Source organism: Streptomyces thermovulgaris (genome assembly GCF_002155915.1).
In the GTDB taxonomy this organism is placed as follows: Bacteria; Actinomycetota; Actinomycetes; order Streptomycetales; family Streptomycetaceae; genus Streptomyces; species Streptomyces thermovulgaris.
Genome location: NZ_MUME01000239.1, coordinates 1 through 14,041, shown reverse-complemented (window position 1 = coordinate 14,041; position 14,041 = coordinate 1). Strand labels below are relative to the sequence as shown.

The 14,041-nt window shown below is 72.3% G+C and carries 12 protein-coding genes and 3 tRNA genes; 8 read left to right on the top strand and 7 right to left on the bottom strand.

Features of this window, described 5'->3' with window-relative positions:
- The 4 genes from CCN35_RS18910 to purS all read right to left on the bottom strand — a co-directional run.
- Window positions 1-513: maleylpyruvate isomerase N-terminal domain-containing protein (locus CCN35_RS18910; protein WP_143631648.1), on the bottom strand; the 513-nt coding region annotated here is incomplete at its 3' end.
- A gap of 250 nt (window positions 514-763) precedes the next feature.
- Entirely contained in the window at window positions 764-3,046 is a 2,283-nt protein-coding gene (purL, locus tag CCN35_RS18905) for a phosphoribosylformylglycinamidine synthase subunit PurL (protein WP_086793637.1), read from the bottom strand.
- On the bottom strand, window positions 3,043-3,723 hold the full coding sequence (gene purQ / locus CCN35_RS18900) for a phosphoribosylformylglycinamidine synthase subunit PurQ (RefSeq protein WP_086793635.1): 681 nt from the start codon (window positions 3,721-3,723) through the stop codon (window positions 3,043-3,045). The genes purL and purQ overlap by 4 nt, the downstream gene beginning before the upstream one ends.
- Window positions 3,720-3,992: a phosphoribosylformylglycinamidine synthase subunit PurS gene (purS, locus tag CCN35_RS18895; protein ID WP_067398801.1), complete on the bottom strand. Its 273-nt coding sequence runs from the start codon at window positions 3,990-3,992 to the stop codon at window positions 3,720-3,722. Before purS ends, purQ begins: the two co-directional genes overlap by 4 nt.
- 373 nt (window positions 3,993-4,365) lie before the next feature.
- Between purS and CCN35_RS18890 the strand changes: the two genes are divergently transcribed.
- From CCN35_RS18890 to CCN35_RS18855, 8 genes are all read left to right on the top strand, one after another.
- Window positions 4,366-4,683 carry a histone-like nucleoid-structuring protein Lsr2 gene (locus CCN35_RS18890; RefSeq protein WP_067398799.1) on the top strand — a complete coding sequence of 106 codons (318 nt, stop codon included), beginning with the start codon at window positions 4,366-4,368 and terminating at the stop codon, window positions 4,681-4,683.
- A 182-nt stretch (window positions 4,684-4,865) separates the two neighbouring features.
- Window positions 4,866-4,937, top strand: a tRNA-Gly gene (locus CCN35_RS18885).
- A gap of 81 nt (window positions 4,938-5,018) precedes the next feature.
- Window positions 5,019-5,091, top strand: a tRNA-Gly gene (locus CCN35_RS18880).
- A 223-nt stretch (window positions 5,092-5,314) separates the two neighbouring features.
- A complete protein-coding gene (locus CCN35_RS18875) occupies window positions 5,315-6,292 on the top strand; it encodes an ABC transporter ATP-binding protein (RefSeq protein ID WP_067398797.1) in 978 nt (325 codons plus the stop codon).
- Window positions 6,289-7,065: an ABC transporter permease gene (locus CCN35_RS18870; protein ID WP_067398795.1), complete on the top strand. Its 777-nt coding sequence runs from the start codon at window positions 6,289-6,291 to the stop codon at window positions 7,063-7,065. Before CCN35_RS18875 ends, CCN35_RS18870 begins: the two co-directional genes overlap by 4 nt.
- Entirely contained in the window at window positions 7,047-8,354 is a 1,308-nt protein-coding gene (locus CCN35_RS18865) for a sensor histidine kinase (protein ID WP_245863268.1), read from the top strand. Before CCN35_RS18870 ends, CCN35_RS18865 begins: the two co-directional genes overlap by 19 nt.
- Window positions 8,351-8,974, top strand: coding sequence for a response regulator transcription factor (locus CCN35_RS18860; RefSeq protein ID WP_067398793.1), 624 nt, complete (start codon window positions 8,351-8,353; stop codon window positions 8,972-8,974). Before CCN35_RS18865 ends, CCN35_RS18860 begins: the two co-directional genes overlap by 4 nt.
- Window positions 8,975-8,997: 23 nt before the next feature.
- Window positions 8,998-9,070, top strand: a tRNA-Gly gene (locus CCN35_RS18855).
- Window positions 9,071-9,164: 94 nt separating this feature from the next.
- On the opposite strand, the gene CCN35_RS18850 is transcribed toward CCN35_RS18855, so the two are convergent.
- The 3 genes from CCN35_RS18850 to CCN35_RS18840 form a co-directional block, all read right to left on the bottom strand.
- Window positions 9,165-10,064, bottom strand: a complete 900-nt coding sequence (locus tag CCN35_RS18850) for a phosphoribosylaminoimidazolesuccinocarboxamide synthase (RefSeq protein WP_067398790.1) — start codon at window positions 10,062-10,064, stop codon at window positions 9,165-9,167.
- Window positions 10,065-10,133: 69 nt separating this feature from the next.
- Window positions 10,134-11,627: a N,N-dimethylformamidase beta subunit family domain-containing protein gene (locus CCN35_RS18845; protein WP_067398788.1), complete on the bottom strand. Its 1,494-nt coding sequence runs from the start codon at window positions 11,625-11,627 to the stop codon at window positions 10,134-10,136.
- A 240-nt stretch (window positions 11,628-11,867) separates the two neighbouring features.
- On the bottom strand, window positions 11,868-13,754 hold the full coding sequence (locus CCN35_RS18840) for a hypothetical protein (RefSeq protein ID WP_086793633.1): 1,887 nt from the start codon (window positions 13,752-13,754) through the stop codon (window positions 11,868-11,870).
- Between the last annotated feature and the right edge of the window lie 287 nt (window positions 13,755-14,041).

Below are 14,041 nucleotides of genomic sequence, written 5' to 3'. Positions count from 1 at the left end.
GTCTGGAGGTCCCCTGCGACCGGGCACGGCGGCGTTGAGGTCGTCGGTGTGGACGACGAGTTCGACGGTGCGGGTGACGAGGTAGTCGGTGAGGGTCATGGCACCGGCGCGCAGGGCGAGGACGCGGGTGTGCGGCGCGGCGGCGAGGTGCCGGGTCAGCTCCTCCTCGGTGCGGGCGTACAGGGCGTCGAGGCCGGGGGTCCGCCCGGCCAGCTCGCGGGAGCTCGCGGCGATGGCGGCGGCGTGGACGGCGGTCGTCGGCGGGTGGTCCAGCAGCGCCAGGTCGGGCCTGGCCGGTTCGTCCCGCTCCAGGGCCCGGCCGACGCCCGCGACGGCCAGGACGATGTGGGCGGCCAGGTCCCGTACGGTCCAGTCGCCGAGGCGCGTGGGCAGGGCGAGCTGTCGCTCGTCCAGGGTGCGTACCGCCTGCCGCAGGTGCCCGAACTGGGCGAGCACGGCGGTACGGGTCCTGACGGGGTCGTAGGTCCGGGTGCGTTTCCTGGCCGGTGGCATGACGGTGAGCCTATTGCCTTCCGGCACGGACGCTCAGGCCCCCTCTAAAGGCCCGTGAAAAGCCCCGTGCGTCCGCCCGCACCCGCGTGCGCCCGCTCAACGGTCGCGCCGTACCCGCTCACGCCCGTGTGCGTCCGCTCACGCCCGTGTGCGCCCGGCCGCGCCCTTCCGGTGCCGGCGCCCGGCCCCGGGCACGGAAGGACCCCGCCGTGCCCGTCCGCACGGCGGGGTCCTCACCGTCGCAGGGCGCTCAGGCCAGCAGCGACGGGATCGTGTTCTCGTGGGCCTCGCGCAGCTCCTCCAGGGACAGGACGAACTCGCCCTGGACCTCCACCGCGTCCCCGTCCACGACACCGATGCGGGTGGCGGGCAGGTCGCGGGCGCGGCACATGTCGGTGAAGCGGACCTCCTCCGAGCGCGGCACCGCGACGATCGCCCGGCCGGCCGACTCGGAGAAGAGGAAGGTGAACGCGTCCAGGCCGTCCGGCACGATCAGACGCGCGCCCTTTCCGCCCAGCAGGGCGGACTCCACGACCGCCTGGATCAGGCCGCCGTCGGACAGGTCGTGCGCGGAGTCGATCATGCCGTCGCGGGAGGCGGCGATCAGGATCTCGGCCAGCAGGCGCTCGCGCTCCAGGTCGACCTTCGGCGGCAGGCCGCCGAGGTGGTCGTGGATCACCTGCGACCAGGCCGAGCCGCCGAACTCCTCGCGGGTGTCGCCGAGGAGGTACAGCAGCTGGCCCTCCTCCTGGAAGGCCACCGGCGTCCGGCGGGACACGTCGTCGATCACACCGAGGACCGCCACGACCGGCGTCGGGTGGATCGCCACCTCGCCCGTCTGGTTGTAGAGCGAGACATTGCCGCCGGTCACCGGCGTCCCGAGCTGCCGGCAGCCGTCCGCCAGACCGCGTACGGCCTCCGCGAACTGCCACATCACCGCCGGGTCCTCGGGCGAGCCGAAGTTCAGGCAGTCGGACACGGCGAGCGGCTTGGCCCCCGTCGCGGCGACATTGCGGTACGCCTCCGCCAGCGCCAGCTGGGCGCCCGTGTACGGGTCGAGCTTGGTGTAGCGGCCGTTGCCGTCCGTGGCGATGGCCACACCGAGGCCGGTCTCCTCGTCGATGCGGATCATGCCGGCGTCCTCGGGCATGGCGAGGACGGTGTTGCCCTGGACGAAGTGGTCGTACTGCTGGGTGATCCACTTCTTGGACGCCTGGTTCGGGGACGCCACCAGCTTCAGGACCTGTTCCCTCAGCTCCTCGGACGTCCGCGGGCGCGGCAGCTTGCCCGCGTCGTCGGCCTGGAGGGCGTCCTGCCACTCCGGGCGGGCGTAGGGGCGCTCGTAGACCGGGCCCTCGTGCGCGACCGTGCGCGGGTCCACGTCGACGATCTTCTCGCCGTGCCAGTAGATCTCCAGGCGGTCGCCGTCGGTCACCTCACCGATGACGGTGGCGATGACGTCCCACTTCTCGCAGATCTCCAGGAAGCGGTCGACCTTGTCCGGCTCGACGATCGCGCACATGCGCTCCTGCGACTCGCTCATGAGGATCTCCTCGGGAGACAGGGTCGAGTCGCGCAGGGGGACGTCGTCCAGGATCACCCGCATGCCGCCGGAGCCGTTGGAGGCGAGCTCGGAGGTGGCGCAGGACAGACCGGCCGCGCCGAGGTCCTGGATGCCGACGACCAGCTTCTCGGCGAAGGCCTCCAGGGTGCACTCGATGAGCAGCTTCTCCTGGAAGGGGTCGCCGACCTGGACGGCGGGGCGCTTGCGAGGCTTGCCCGTGCCGGAGGCACTGTCGGATTCAGCGTCGAAGGTCTCGGAGGCGAGGATCGACGCGCCGCCGATGCCGTCGCCGCCCGTGCGGGCCCCGTACAGGATGACCTTGTTGCCCGCGCCGGAGGCCTTCGCGAGGTGGATGTCCTCGTGCCGCATCACCCCGATGCAGCCGGCGTTGACCAGCGGGTTGCCCTGGTAGCAGGCGTCGAAGACCACTTCGCCGCCGATGTTGGGCAGGCCCAGGCAGTTGCCGTAGCCGCCGATGCCGGCGACGACGCCCGGCAGCACCCGCTTGGTGTCGGGGTGGTCGGCGGCGCCGAAGCGCAGGGGGTCGACCACGGCCACCGGACGGGCGCCCATCGCGATGATGTCGCGCACGATGCCGCCGACGCCGGTCGCCGCGCCCTGGTAGGGCTCGACGTAGGAGGGGTGGTTGTGCGACTCCACCTTGAAGGTGACGGCGTAGCCCTGGCCGACGTCCACGACGCCCGCGTTCTCGCCCATGCCCACGAGGAGCACGTCGTTCTCGGGGGCCTTCTCGCCGAACTGGCGGAGGTGGACCTTGGAGGACTTGTACGAGCAGTGCTCGGACCACATCACCGAGTACATGGCGAGCTCGGCGCCGGTGGGACGGCGCCCCAGGATCTCCACGATCCGCTCGTACTCGTCCTTCTTCAGGCCCAGTTCGGCCCAGGGCAGCTCGACGTCGGGGGTCGCGGCCGCGTGCTCGACCGTGTCCAGAGGCGTCCTGCTCATGCGGTGACCAGCTTCTTGAGGATCGAGGTGAAGAACGGCAGGCCGTCGGTGCGGCCGGTGCCGATCAGCGGCTCAACGGCGTGCTCGGGGTGCGGCATGAGGCCGACGACGTTGCCGGCCTCGTTGGTGATGCCGGCGATGTCGCGGAGCGAGCCGTTGGGGTTGAAGTCGAGGTAGCGGAAGACGACGCGGCCCTCCGCCTCCAGCATGTCGAGCGTGTACTCGTCGGCGACGTACCGGCCGTCCATGTTCTTCAGCGGGATGTGGATCTCCTGGCCGGCGGTGTAGTCGCCGGTCCAGGCCGTCTCCGCGTTCTCCACCCGCAGCTTCTGGTCGCGGCAGATGAAGTGGAGGTGGTCGTTGCCGAGCATCGCGCCCGGGAGGAGGTGGGCCTCGGTGAGGATCTGGAAGCCGTTGCAGATGCCCAGGACCGGCATTCCGGCCCTCGCCTGCTCGATGATGGTCTCCATCACCGGCGAGAAGCGGGAGATGGCGCCGGCCCGCAGATAGTCGCCGTAGGAGAAACCGCCGGGCAGGACGACCGCGTCGACCTGCTTGAGGTCCTTGTCCTTGTGCCAGAGGGCGACCGGTTCGGCACCCGCGAGACGGATCGCGCGCCGGCTGTCCCGGTCGTCCAGGCTGCCCGGGAAAGTGACGACGCCAATACGAGCGGTCACTTCACGGCCTCCGCGACTGCGTCATCGGACTCGACCCGGACGGTGAAGTCCTCGATCACGGTGTTGGCGAGGAAGGATTCGGCAAGATCGTGAATGCGGGCGAGAGCGGCGTCGTCGACCGGCCCGTCCACTTCCAGTTCGAATCGCTTTCCCTGACGTACGTCGGAGATGCCTTCGAAACCCAGTCGCGGCAGTGCGCGCTGCACCGCCTGGCCCTGGGGGTCGAGGATCTCCGGCTTGAGCATGACGTCGACTACGACGCGTGCCACTGGCACTCCCGGTGTGTGGTGCTGAGCAGGTTCCTTCAGACTACCCGCCCACAGTTTCTACGCGGGTAGCCTCGTAGGAAGCTACGAGACGGCCGTCACGGCCCGGCATCGGCGGGGGTCTTCGTGAAAAGTTCTGGGAAAGTTTCGTGCTCGTCGCGGAGCCGGTATTGACCGAGGACACGCGGAGGGATTTAGTTCGACTTCCCCTGGCATTGCCCGGCACTGTACAAATGAATTGGCGACAGCCGATACTTTTCCCGATAACAGCCGAACAGTCGGCATCCGGCGGCCTTCTTCGCGCCTCATGCGCATCGTGTGCGCGGCATGACGGAGCAGATGGCCGCAGAGATGCCATACGAAGGGACCGGTATTCGTGGCACAGCGTGTCGTAGTCACTCTCTTCGACGACATCGACGGTTCGGAAGCGTCGGAAACGGTCTCCTTCGGACTCGACGGCAAGTTCTATGAGATCGACCTGAACCAGGCCAATGCCGAGAAGCTGCGCAAGGCGCTCGCGCCGTATGTGCAGGCGGGCCGGAAGCGGTCGAGGTCGGGCAAGGCGTACCGGCAGACGGAGGTCGCCCCGGACCCCGCGGCCGTCCGGGCCTGGGCGCAGGCCAACAAGCTGGACGTGCCGGCGCGCGGCCGCATCCCCAAGAAGATCTACGAGGCGTTCAACGCGGCCCGGTGAGGGCCGGCGGGAGTCCCGCGGGACGTCCGCCCCGCGCGCGGGCGGACCGGCTCCGGGGCCGGCCCCAGGGGGCGTCAGCGGGCCCTGGGGACAAGCGACTTGCGCAACCCCCCTGGTGATCAGCTAATGTCTGGAGCGCGCCGAGGGGCGAGGCCGAAAGGCCGAGGCCCACGGAAGTCCACGCGGGTGTAGTTTAGTAGTAGAACAACCCCCTTCCAGGGGGGAGGCGCAGTGTGCAATTCCTGTCACCCGCTCTGCACCGCCGGTTCCGTCCGCTCATCCGGATCGGGTAGGGTGGTGACAGCGCCGGTCGGTGAGAGCCGATCGGAGGCAATGCGGACGTAGCTCAGTTGGTAGAGCGCAACCTTGCCAAGGTTGAGGTCGCGAGTTCGAGCCTCGTCGTCCGCTCGGGAAAAAGACCCCGGTCCGTCGGACCGGGGTCTTTTCTTGTGCTCTTCCGTCGTCCGCCTGCTCCGTTCCGGTTCCGTTCCGGCTCTGTTCCCTCCTGGTTCCGATCTCGTTCCTGTCTCGCTCCGGTCCTCTTCCGGCCCTGGCCCGTTCTGACATTTGTCATGCCGAGCGATGACACCGCGCACTGCCGCCGCGCCCCGGCCGCCGGGATGCTGAAGCCATGGACACGAGCGATCACGTGATGGAAGTCACCGATCTGCGGCGGGTGTACGAGGGCGGGTTCGAGGCGGTGCGCGGCGTCACGTTCCATGTGGACCGCGGGGAGATCTTCGCCCTGCTGGGCACCAACGGCGCCGGCAAGACCTCGACGGTCGAACTGCTGGAGGGCCTGGCCCCGCCCAGCGGAGGGCGTGTGCGTGTCCTCGGGCACGACCCGTACACCGAGCGTGCCGCCGTACGGCCGCGCACCGGGGTGATGCTGCAGGAGGGCGGCCTCCCCTCCGAGCTGACCGTCGGCGAGACCGCGCGGATGTGGGCCGGGTGCGTGAGCGGGGCCCGCCCGGTCCGGGAGGCGCTGGCGCTGGTCGGCCTGGAGCGGCGGACGGACGTACGGGTCAAGCAGCTGTCCGGCGGGGAGCGGCGCCGCCTGGACCTGGCGCTCGCGCTGCTCGGCAGGCCCGAGGTGCTGTTCCTGGACGAGCCGACGACCGGGCTGGACGCCGAGGGACGCCAGGAGACCTGGGAGCTGGTGCGGGCGCTGCGCGACGGCGGCACGACCGTGCTGCTCACCACGCACTATCTGGAGGAGGCCGAAGCGCTCGCCGACCGGGTGGCCATCCTGCACGAGGGGCGGATCGCCGCCGCCGGCACCCCGGACGAGGTGACGGCCGCCCAGCCGTCCCGGATCTCCCTCGAGCTGCCGGCCGGCCTTGCCCTGGGCGACCTGCCGCCCCTCGCCGAGCTCGGAGTGACCGGGCACGAGACGGACGGCCGCGTCGTACGGCTGCGCACCCGCACCCTCCAGCGGACGGCCACGGAACTGCTGCTGTGGGCCCGGCGGGCCGGTGTCGAGCTGCGCGGACTCGATGTGCGGTCGGCCTCGCTGGAGGAGGCGTTCCTCGGCATCGCGCGGGACGTCTCCGCGCCGCGGGCGCAGGAACCGAAGGAGGAGAAGCAGAGGGAGGAGTACGCCGCATGAACGCCGTGACGACCACCTCCGCGGGCCGGATGGCCGCGCTCGCCCGCGCCGAGCTGACCCTGCTGGGCCGCAGCAGGAGCGCCCTGGTGGGGGCCGTGTTCGTCCCGCTGGTGCTGCCGTTCAGTGTGCGGTCGGCGGCCGAACGGATGAACCTGGAGGACATCGGACTGACCGTCGGACTGGTCGTCCTGCCCGCCTCGATCGGCTTCGCACTGCTGTTCGCGGTGTACGCCACGCTCATCGGGGTGTTCGTCGGGCAGCGCGAGCAGCTGGTGCTCAAACGGCTGCGCACGGGTGAGCCGCGGGATGCCGAGATCCTCGCCGGGGCCGCGCTGCCGGCCGTCGTCCTCGGCCTCGCCCAGTGCCTGCTGCTGGCCGGCGCCTGCGGCGCGGTGCTGGACGTGCCCGCCCCGCGCGCGGTCCACCTCGTCGCGGCCGGGCTGGTGGCGGGCCTCGTGCTGTGCGTGCTGCTCGCCGCGGTCACCGCGGGCTTCACCCGGACCACCGAGAGCGCGCAGGTCACCTCGCTTCCCCTGCTGCTGGTCTCGATGGTGGGCTCCGGGCTGCTCGTCCCCCCGGAGCTGCTGCCGAACCGGCTGGCCGCCGTGTGCGAGCTGCTGCCGCTGACTCCGGTGATCACGCTGGTGAGGGGCGGCTGGACCGGCGACCTGAGCACCGTCGACGCACTGCGTGCGGTGGCCGTCGCCCTGGCCTGGCTGGGACTCGGGGTGTTTGCTGTACGACGGTGGTTCCGGTGGGAGCCACGGCGCTGACCGCGCAGGGGAGGACCGGGGTGTTCGACGGAATACGCAGATGGCAGCGGCGTCACTGGCGGGAGCGCAGCAAGGCCGAACGGGTCGAGCTGCAGAGCGTGATCATGTGGTACGCCACGGTCTGGGTGTTCACGCTCCTGTGGCTGGTGCTGCCCCTGACCTCGGAAGTGCGGCACCGTCGGCTGCCGCTGGCGCTCGGCGGACTCCTGCTCGTCGTGGGCGTGCTGCAGGGCGTCGCCGTCAACCTGCTCACCCGGCCCGCGCTCGACCACTACCTGGGCCGGGCCACCCTGCCCGTCCGCGCGCTGTGGCCGGCCGTCGGTCTGTTCGGTCTCGGGCTCGTTCTGCCCCTGGCACTGACCGCCGTCGGGGGGATCGCCCCGTGGACGGCCCGGATGGCGCTCGGCGCCGCCCTGCTCTCGTTCGGCCCCCTGTACGGGCTGGTCGTACCCGTGCCCGTGGCCCTGCGCCGGTCCGCCGTCCTGGCCGTGGTGCTCATGGCGGGGGTCGTCCTCGTCGGCGGGCGGACCGCCGACACCCTCATGACCGGGATGATGATCGCCTTCGCCACGGGCGTCTCGCTGCTGATCTCGCGCTGCGGGGCATGGACCCTGGGCGTGCTGTGGGAGGCCGAACGGGCCCGTGAGGTCGAGGCGCGGCTCGCCGTCGCCGAGGAGCGGCTGCGGTTCGGGCGGGATCTGCACGACGTGATGGGGCGCAACCTCGCGGTGATCGCGCTGAAGGCCGAGCTGGCCGTGCAGCTGGGCCGGCGCGGGCGGCCCGAGGCGGTGGAGCAGATGATCGAGGTGCAGCGGCTCGCCCAGGAGGCGCAGCGCGAGGTGCGCGAGGTCGTCCGCGGCTGCCGCGAGGCCGATCTCGCCGCCGAACTCGCCGGTGCCCGGAGCGTGCTTGCGGCGGCCGGCATCGACTGCACGGTCACCGGATCGCACGCCGGTCTGCCCGCCCCGGTGCGGTCGGCGCTCGGCTGGGTCGTCCGCGAGGCCACGACGAATGTGCTCCGGCACGGCGACGCCCGGCAGTGCACCGTGTCCCTGCGCGTCGCCGACGGCCGGGCAAAGCTGTGCGTCGAGAACGACGGGGCGCGGGAGGCCTCCGGCGGCGACCGGCCGGGCTCGGGACTCGCCGGGCTGCGCGAGCGGCTGTCGAAGCTCGACGGCACGCTGCGCGCCGGCCCCGCGGGCCGCGGCCGGTTCCGGCTGACCGCCGAGGTGCCGCTGCCGCCCGCCGCCAAATCCGCCGCCCGTGCGATGAGCGAGGTCACCGCATGACGGCGTCCTCGGCACCCGTCCGGCTGCTGCTGGCCGACGACGAGCATCTGATCCGCGGCGCGCTGGCCGCGCTGCTCTCCCTGGAGGACGACCTGCTGGTCGTCGCCGAGGCGGCGAGCGGTCCGGAGGCGCTGGCCATGGCGCGGGCGCACCGGCCCGATGTGGCCGTGCTGGACCTGCAGATGCCGGGCGCGGACGGTGTGAAGGTCGCCACATCCCTGCGGACCGAGGTGCCCGGCTGCCAGGTGCTGATCGTGACCGGCCACGGACGGCCCGGCCATCTGAAGCGGGCGCTCGCGGCGGGGGTGCGCGGGTTCGTCCCCAAGACCGTCAGCGCCCAGCAGCTCGCCGAGATCATCCGTACCGTGCACGCCGGAAACCGGTACGTCGACCCGGAGTTGGCCGCCGAAGCGATCTCCGCCGGGGACTCGCCGCTGACCGCTCGGGAGGCCGAGGTGCTGGAGCTCGCCGCCGACGGGGCGCCGGTCGCGGAGATCGCCGAGCGGGCCGCGCTGTCGCCGGGGACCGTGCGGAACTATCTGTCGTCGGCCATGACCAAGCTGGGAGCGGAGAACCGTCATGCGGCGGTTCGTCTCGCGCGGGAGCGAGGTTGGGTATAGTTGGCGTCGCGCCACGGCGCAACGCGGACGTAGCTCAGTTGGTAGAGCGCAACCTTGCCAAGGTTGAGGTCGCGAGTTCGAGCCTCGTCGTCCGCTCCGGCACAAGCCCCCGGCTCCCGCCGGGGGCTTGTTCGTGTCCTGCGCCGGTTCTTCCCACGGCCGTCCCGCGCCCGTGTCTCCTACGGCCGTCCTACGACCACTTCGTGCCCGTCAGCCGCTCGTACGCCTCCACGTACTTGGCCCGGGTCGCCTCCACGATCCGCTCGGGCAGCGGCGGCGGGGGCTGCTCGCTCGTGCGGTCCCAGCCGGACTCGGCGGAGGTCAGCCAGTCACGGACGAACTGCTTGTCGTACGACGGCTGCGGACGGCCCGGCTGCCACTGGTCGGCCGGCCAGAAGCGGGAGGAGTCCGGGGTGAGGACCTCGTCGGCGAGCACCAGCGTGTCCCCGTCGAAGCCGAACTCGAACTTGGTGTCGGCAAGGATGATGCCCCGGTCGCGGGCGAGGTCCCGCGCGCGGCTGTAGAGGGCGAGGGTGAGCTGGCGCAGCTGGGCGGCGGTCTCCACGCCGACCCGGCGGGCCACCTCCTCGTAGGGGACGTTCTCGTCGTGCTCGCCGACCTCCGCCTTGGTGGCCGGGGTGAAGATCGGGCCGGGCAGCTCGGAGCCGTCGACCAGGCCCTCGGGCAGGGTGACGCCGCAGACCGTGCGGGACTCGTTGTACTCGACCAGCCCGGAGCCGGTGAGATAGCCGCGGGCCACGCACTCCACCGGGACCATCCGCAGGGACTTGCAGACCAGGGTGCGGCCCTCCCAGTCGGCGGGGGCGCCCTCGGGCACCTCGGTGCTCAGGACGTGGTTCGGGACCAGGTCGGCGAGCTGGTCGAACCACCACAGGGACAGCTGCGTGAGGATGCGGCCCTTGTCGGGGATCTGGGTGGGCAGCACCCAGTCGTAGGCGGACAGGCGGTCGCTGGCGACCATCACCAGGTCGCCCGCCTCGTTCTGGTACAGGTCGCGCACCTTGCCGGTGTGCAGATGCACCAGACCCGGAACCTGAAGCGGTTCGGGCTTTTCAACGAATCCGGACAAGTTTCCTCCCCGCTGTTCTGGCCGATGTCCTTGATTCTCCCGTATCGGACGGAGGGCCGAAGCAGCGGGTCAGTCCCGCTTGCAGATGCGGTCCAGGAGATTGGCGGTGGCGCGCTGGATACGGGCGTCGGCATGGCCGGGGCGGTCCAGGGCCGGGGACCAGGCGAAGGTGCCGGAGGCGAAGACCAGGGCACCGGAGGGCGCGCGGTACAGCGATGTGTCCTGGTGGCGCACAACCCCCGCGGCGTCGGTGTACGGGGAGTGCGCGAGCAGGATGCGGTCCAGGTACTCGGGCAGCGGGACACGCGGGAAGTAACGGTCCGCCTCGCCCGCGACCAGGCCCTCGATCTCCTCGCCCTCCTTCACGCCCGTCGACTCCCACAGCCAGTGGTCGGCGTTGCGGACGATCAGCGGGTGCGGCTCGGGGACACGGCCGGCGTACTGGATGCCCAGCAGCAGCTGCTCGGGGCGGTCGACCTCCCGCCACAGCACCGGCCGGCCGGGGCCCTGGCGCTTGCGGCAGGTCAGCAGGCGGTTGGGGACGCCGGACGGGGAGGGACCCAGCTCCACCTGCCAGTACATGGTGTTGGCGGACAAAAACACCAGCGAGGTGCCGTGCTCCCGGGCGCGCTCGACGGTGCGGCGCATGTTGACCGACCAGTACTCGTCGTGGCCGGGGAAGATCAGACCGCGGTAGCGGGTGGGGTCGACACGGCCGGCGTGCAGGTCGCGGGCGTCGGCGTAGGCGAGGTCGTAGCCGTAGCGCTCGGCCCAGCGGATGACGTCGTAGGCGTGGCCGACGTGCAGGGGCAGGCCCGCGCCCGCGTAGGGGCGGTCGAAGGAGACCGTGGTGGCGGCGTCGTCCTCGCCGAGCAGACGGCCCTCCTCGTCCCAGGCGTGGTAGAGGCTGGCGCCGGTGCGGCCGTCCTCCGGGTAGAGGTTGTAGGCCTGCCAGGTGAGGTCGGGCAGGAGCAGCAGCAGGTCCGCGGGGCGGTCGTCGCGGACGGTGAACGGGATGTGGGAGCGGTAGCCGTTGGCGGTGGTCAGAACGGCGACGTACGCGCCGACGTTCCAGTACGACGGGACCGTCAGCCGCCAGGACAGCCACCAGTGGTGGCAGGAGACCGTGCGGCCGGCGGTCAGCGGCGGGGGCTGGACGATCCCCGGCAGACGCGGACTGCTGGTGATCTTGGCGGCGCCGTCGCCGCCGTAGTGGCCGATGCGGTAGACGTCGACGCTGAACTGCTGGGGCGGGTCGACCGTGATGTGGAAGTCGATGGTCTCGCCGGGGGTCACCGCGTCGGTGGAGATGAAGCCCTTGATCTGCCGGTGGACGTCGTCGGCCGAGCGGGGTCCCCCCTCGGAGGCGCGGGGGGCGGGGATGCGGGAGGTGCCGGGCAGGGTCTGCGGGGACGGGTCGACGTACCAGGGGACGAGACGGCCGGTGTCGTCGAAGTACATCTCGTTGCCGCGCAGCCAGGGAAGGGGGCCCTGGCCGAAGGGATCCGTCACGGCGTGTGCGAGTGCTCCCGACTCCCATCGGCGGATCCGCTGCGGTCCCATGCCCGTTTCCCCTCCCTTGCCATGCCCCCGTGGTCGGCCGTGCGGCGGTGCGGGTCTGTCGGTGGCTGTCGTGTCGTATGTCGGACGCGTTTGCCACGCGCGTCGGCGATCCCAGCACATCACATGACGCACGCATGCTGTCACTATTCGTTGCGAATTGGCCGAAAGTGGAAGCAGAGGGTCCGGTCATACGGTCGCGGATGCGGCGCGGGCGCGGGCCGGATCCGGCAGGGACGCAGGTCAGGCCAGCCTGATCGGTTTTTCCAGACGTATGCCCGAATCGATCAGCCAGGTCCGCAGCGGCCCCGGATCGCCGTTCTCGACCAGGGCGAGGACCCGGGGAGCGAGGTCGGCGGCCTTCTCCCCGTTGATCAGGAGGGCGGGACCGTCGAGCCAGTCGAGGCCCGGGGTGGCGCCCGCGGTGTCCATCGCGGCGCAGCACACCATCGCGGTGACGTGGTCGACGAGGAGTTCCCGGCCGGTGCGGGGCGGTTCGAGCGGGAAGAGGGGCAGCGCGCCCTCGTCCCACGCGGGGGCGGCGGAGAGCGGGCCGGTGCGCGTCGCCGGGGCGGCGCGCTCCTCCCGGGCCAGTTCGGCGCTGAGGCCCGCCACGAGGGCGGCGCCGCGCTCGGTGCAGGGTCCGGTGTCCTCGTCCGGTGCGACGGGTGCGACAAGGCCGTCCTCCGCTCCGGACGTCTCCGCGCCGGACGTCTCCGCTCCGGGTGTCTTTGCACGGGACGGGTCGGACGGGGCGGAACCGGGGGTGCCGGCGGGGGATCCCCCCGGCCCGGAGGCCCCGGAGGCCCCGGAGGCCCCGGAGGCCCCGGAGGACGGGGCGGACAGGTGCTCCAGTATCCGGGCCAGGGTCGGTCCGTGCGCCTCGGCGGCGGAGCCGGAGGCCCGGCGGATGCCCAGGGCGTCCAGGACACGCTGGAGGCGGGCGGCGTCGGTGCGCCACTTCCGGTCGACGACCTCGTCCGGGTACTCCCGCCAGTCCACCGGGGACCAGTCGGGGCCGCGCTCGGCGGGACCGCCGTGGAAGAGCCGCGCGGCCAGCAGCGAGGCGGCCTCGTCGACGGAACCGGGCTCCTCGAGCAGGTCGCAGGCGGGGCGTTCGCCGAGCCGGGAGGTGAAGCCCTCGGCCAGGCGGTCGCGGCGGGACAGCTCGGTGAGCGCCGCGACGACCCCCGCGTCCAGCCGGGAGGGCCAGCGGCCCATGCGCCAGGCGGGGAGCGCGACCCGGGTCAGCAGCCGGTCCCAGCCCGCGTACGCCAGGCCCACCTGCTCCTGGGCGACGATCCTGAGCCCGTAGTCCACCACCTGGGCGCGCTCGGCGGCCGCGGCCGCCACGGCGCGCTCCATCCCGGCCGCGTGCTCCCGGCAGCCGCGCAGCAGCAGCCGGACCACCCAGCCGAGCCCCGCGTACACCGCGCGGAGCGGAAGACGGCGGCCGGGCGCGGAGGCGACGGCGACCGCCGCGTCCAGGCCGCGGACAAAACGGCGGGCCGCGGCTATGTCCGGCTGCACCGAGGGCCCCGTACCGGCGACGACCGGGGCGAGCACGGCCCGCAGCTCGCCGACGCGCATCCACCACAGGAACGGGGAGCCTATGACCAGGACGGGGGCCTGCACCGTGCGGCGCGCGCGGAGCGAGACCGCACGGCGCGGGGCCTTCGGCTCACCGGAGCGGTCCTTGCCCGGGACAGGCCCGTGGGAGGGGTGCGTACGGTCCTCCAGCCAGCTGTCGCAGTCCGGGGTGAGCGCTATGGCGGACGGGGCGGGCACCTCGAGGCGGGCGGCGAGGTCGCGCACCAGGCGGTACAGGTCCGGGGCCGACTCCTCCGGTATCGGGACGGTGGGGCTCACGGCGGGACGGGCCCGGGCGACGACCAGGCCGACGCCGACGGCCAGAAGCAGGACGACGACCGCCACGGCGGCCACCGCCCAGCGGGCGAGGTCCCAGCCCCTGCCCGGGAGATGGCCGGTGGAACCACCGACGAACAGGATCACGGCGAGGGCAGCGGGCAGCAGGGCGACGGCCAGCGCCCGGCTGCGGACCCGCAGCACGGCGAGGGCCCGGGAGCGCGCGGTCCGCGCACCGACCTCCCCCCCACCTATACCGGTCACGACCGGACGTCACCCCCTCCCGACTGTCCCGATGTTGTCCACTCCCCCACTGTGGCACCCGTCACCGGCATCGCAATGCCGATGGGCCAAGTGCCGGACCGCATGGGCGGCACCCTAGTGGGGGGTGCGGCCCGCGTCAGCCGGATGGCCCATTGCCCACCCGATGGAATGGCTTCGGGGAGCGGCTCCGGCCGGGGCGACCGCCGTGCGACGGCCGAAAGGCCCCCGGACGGGTCCGGGGGCCGGGGGGAGCGGCCTTCCGCAAAAGGCCGGCGCGAAAGCGCGGG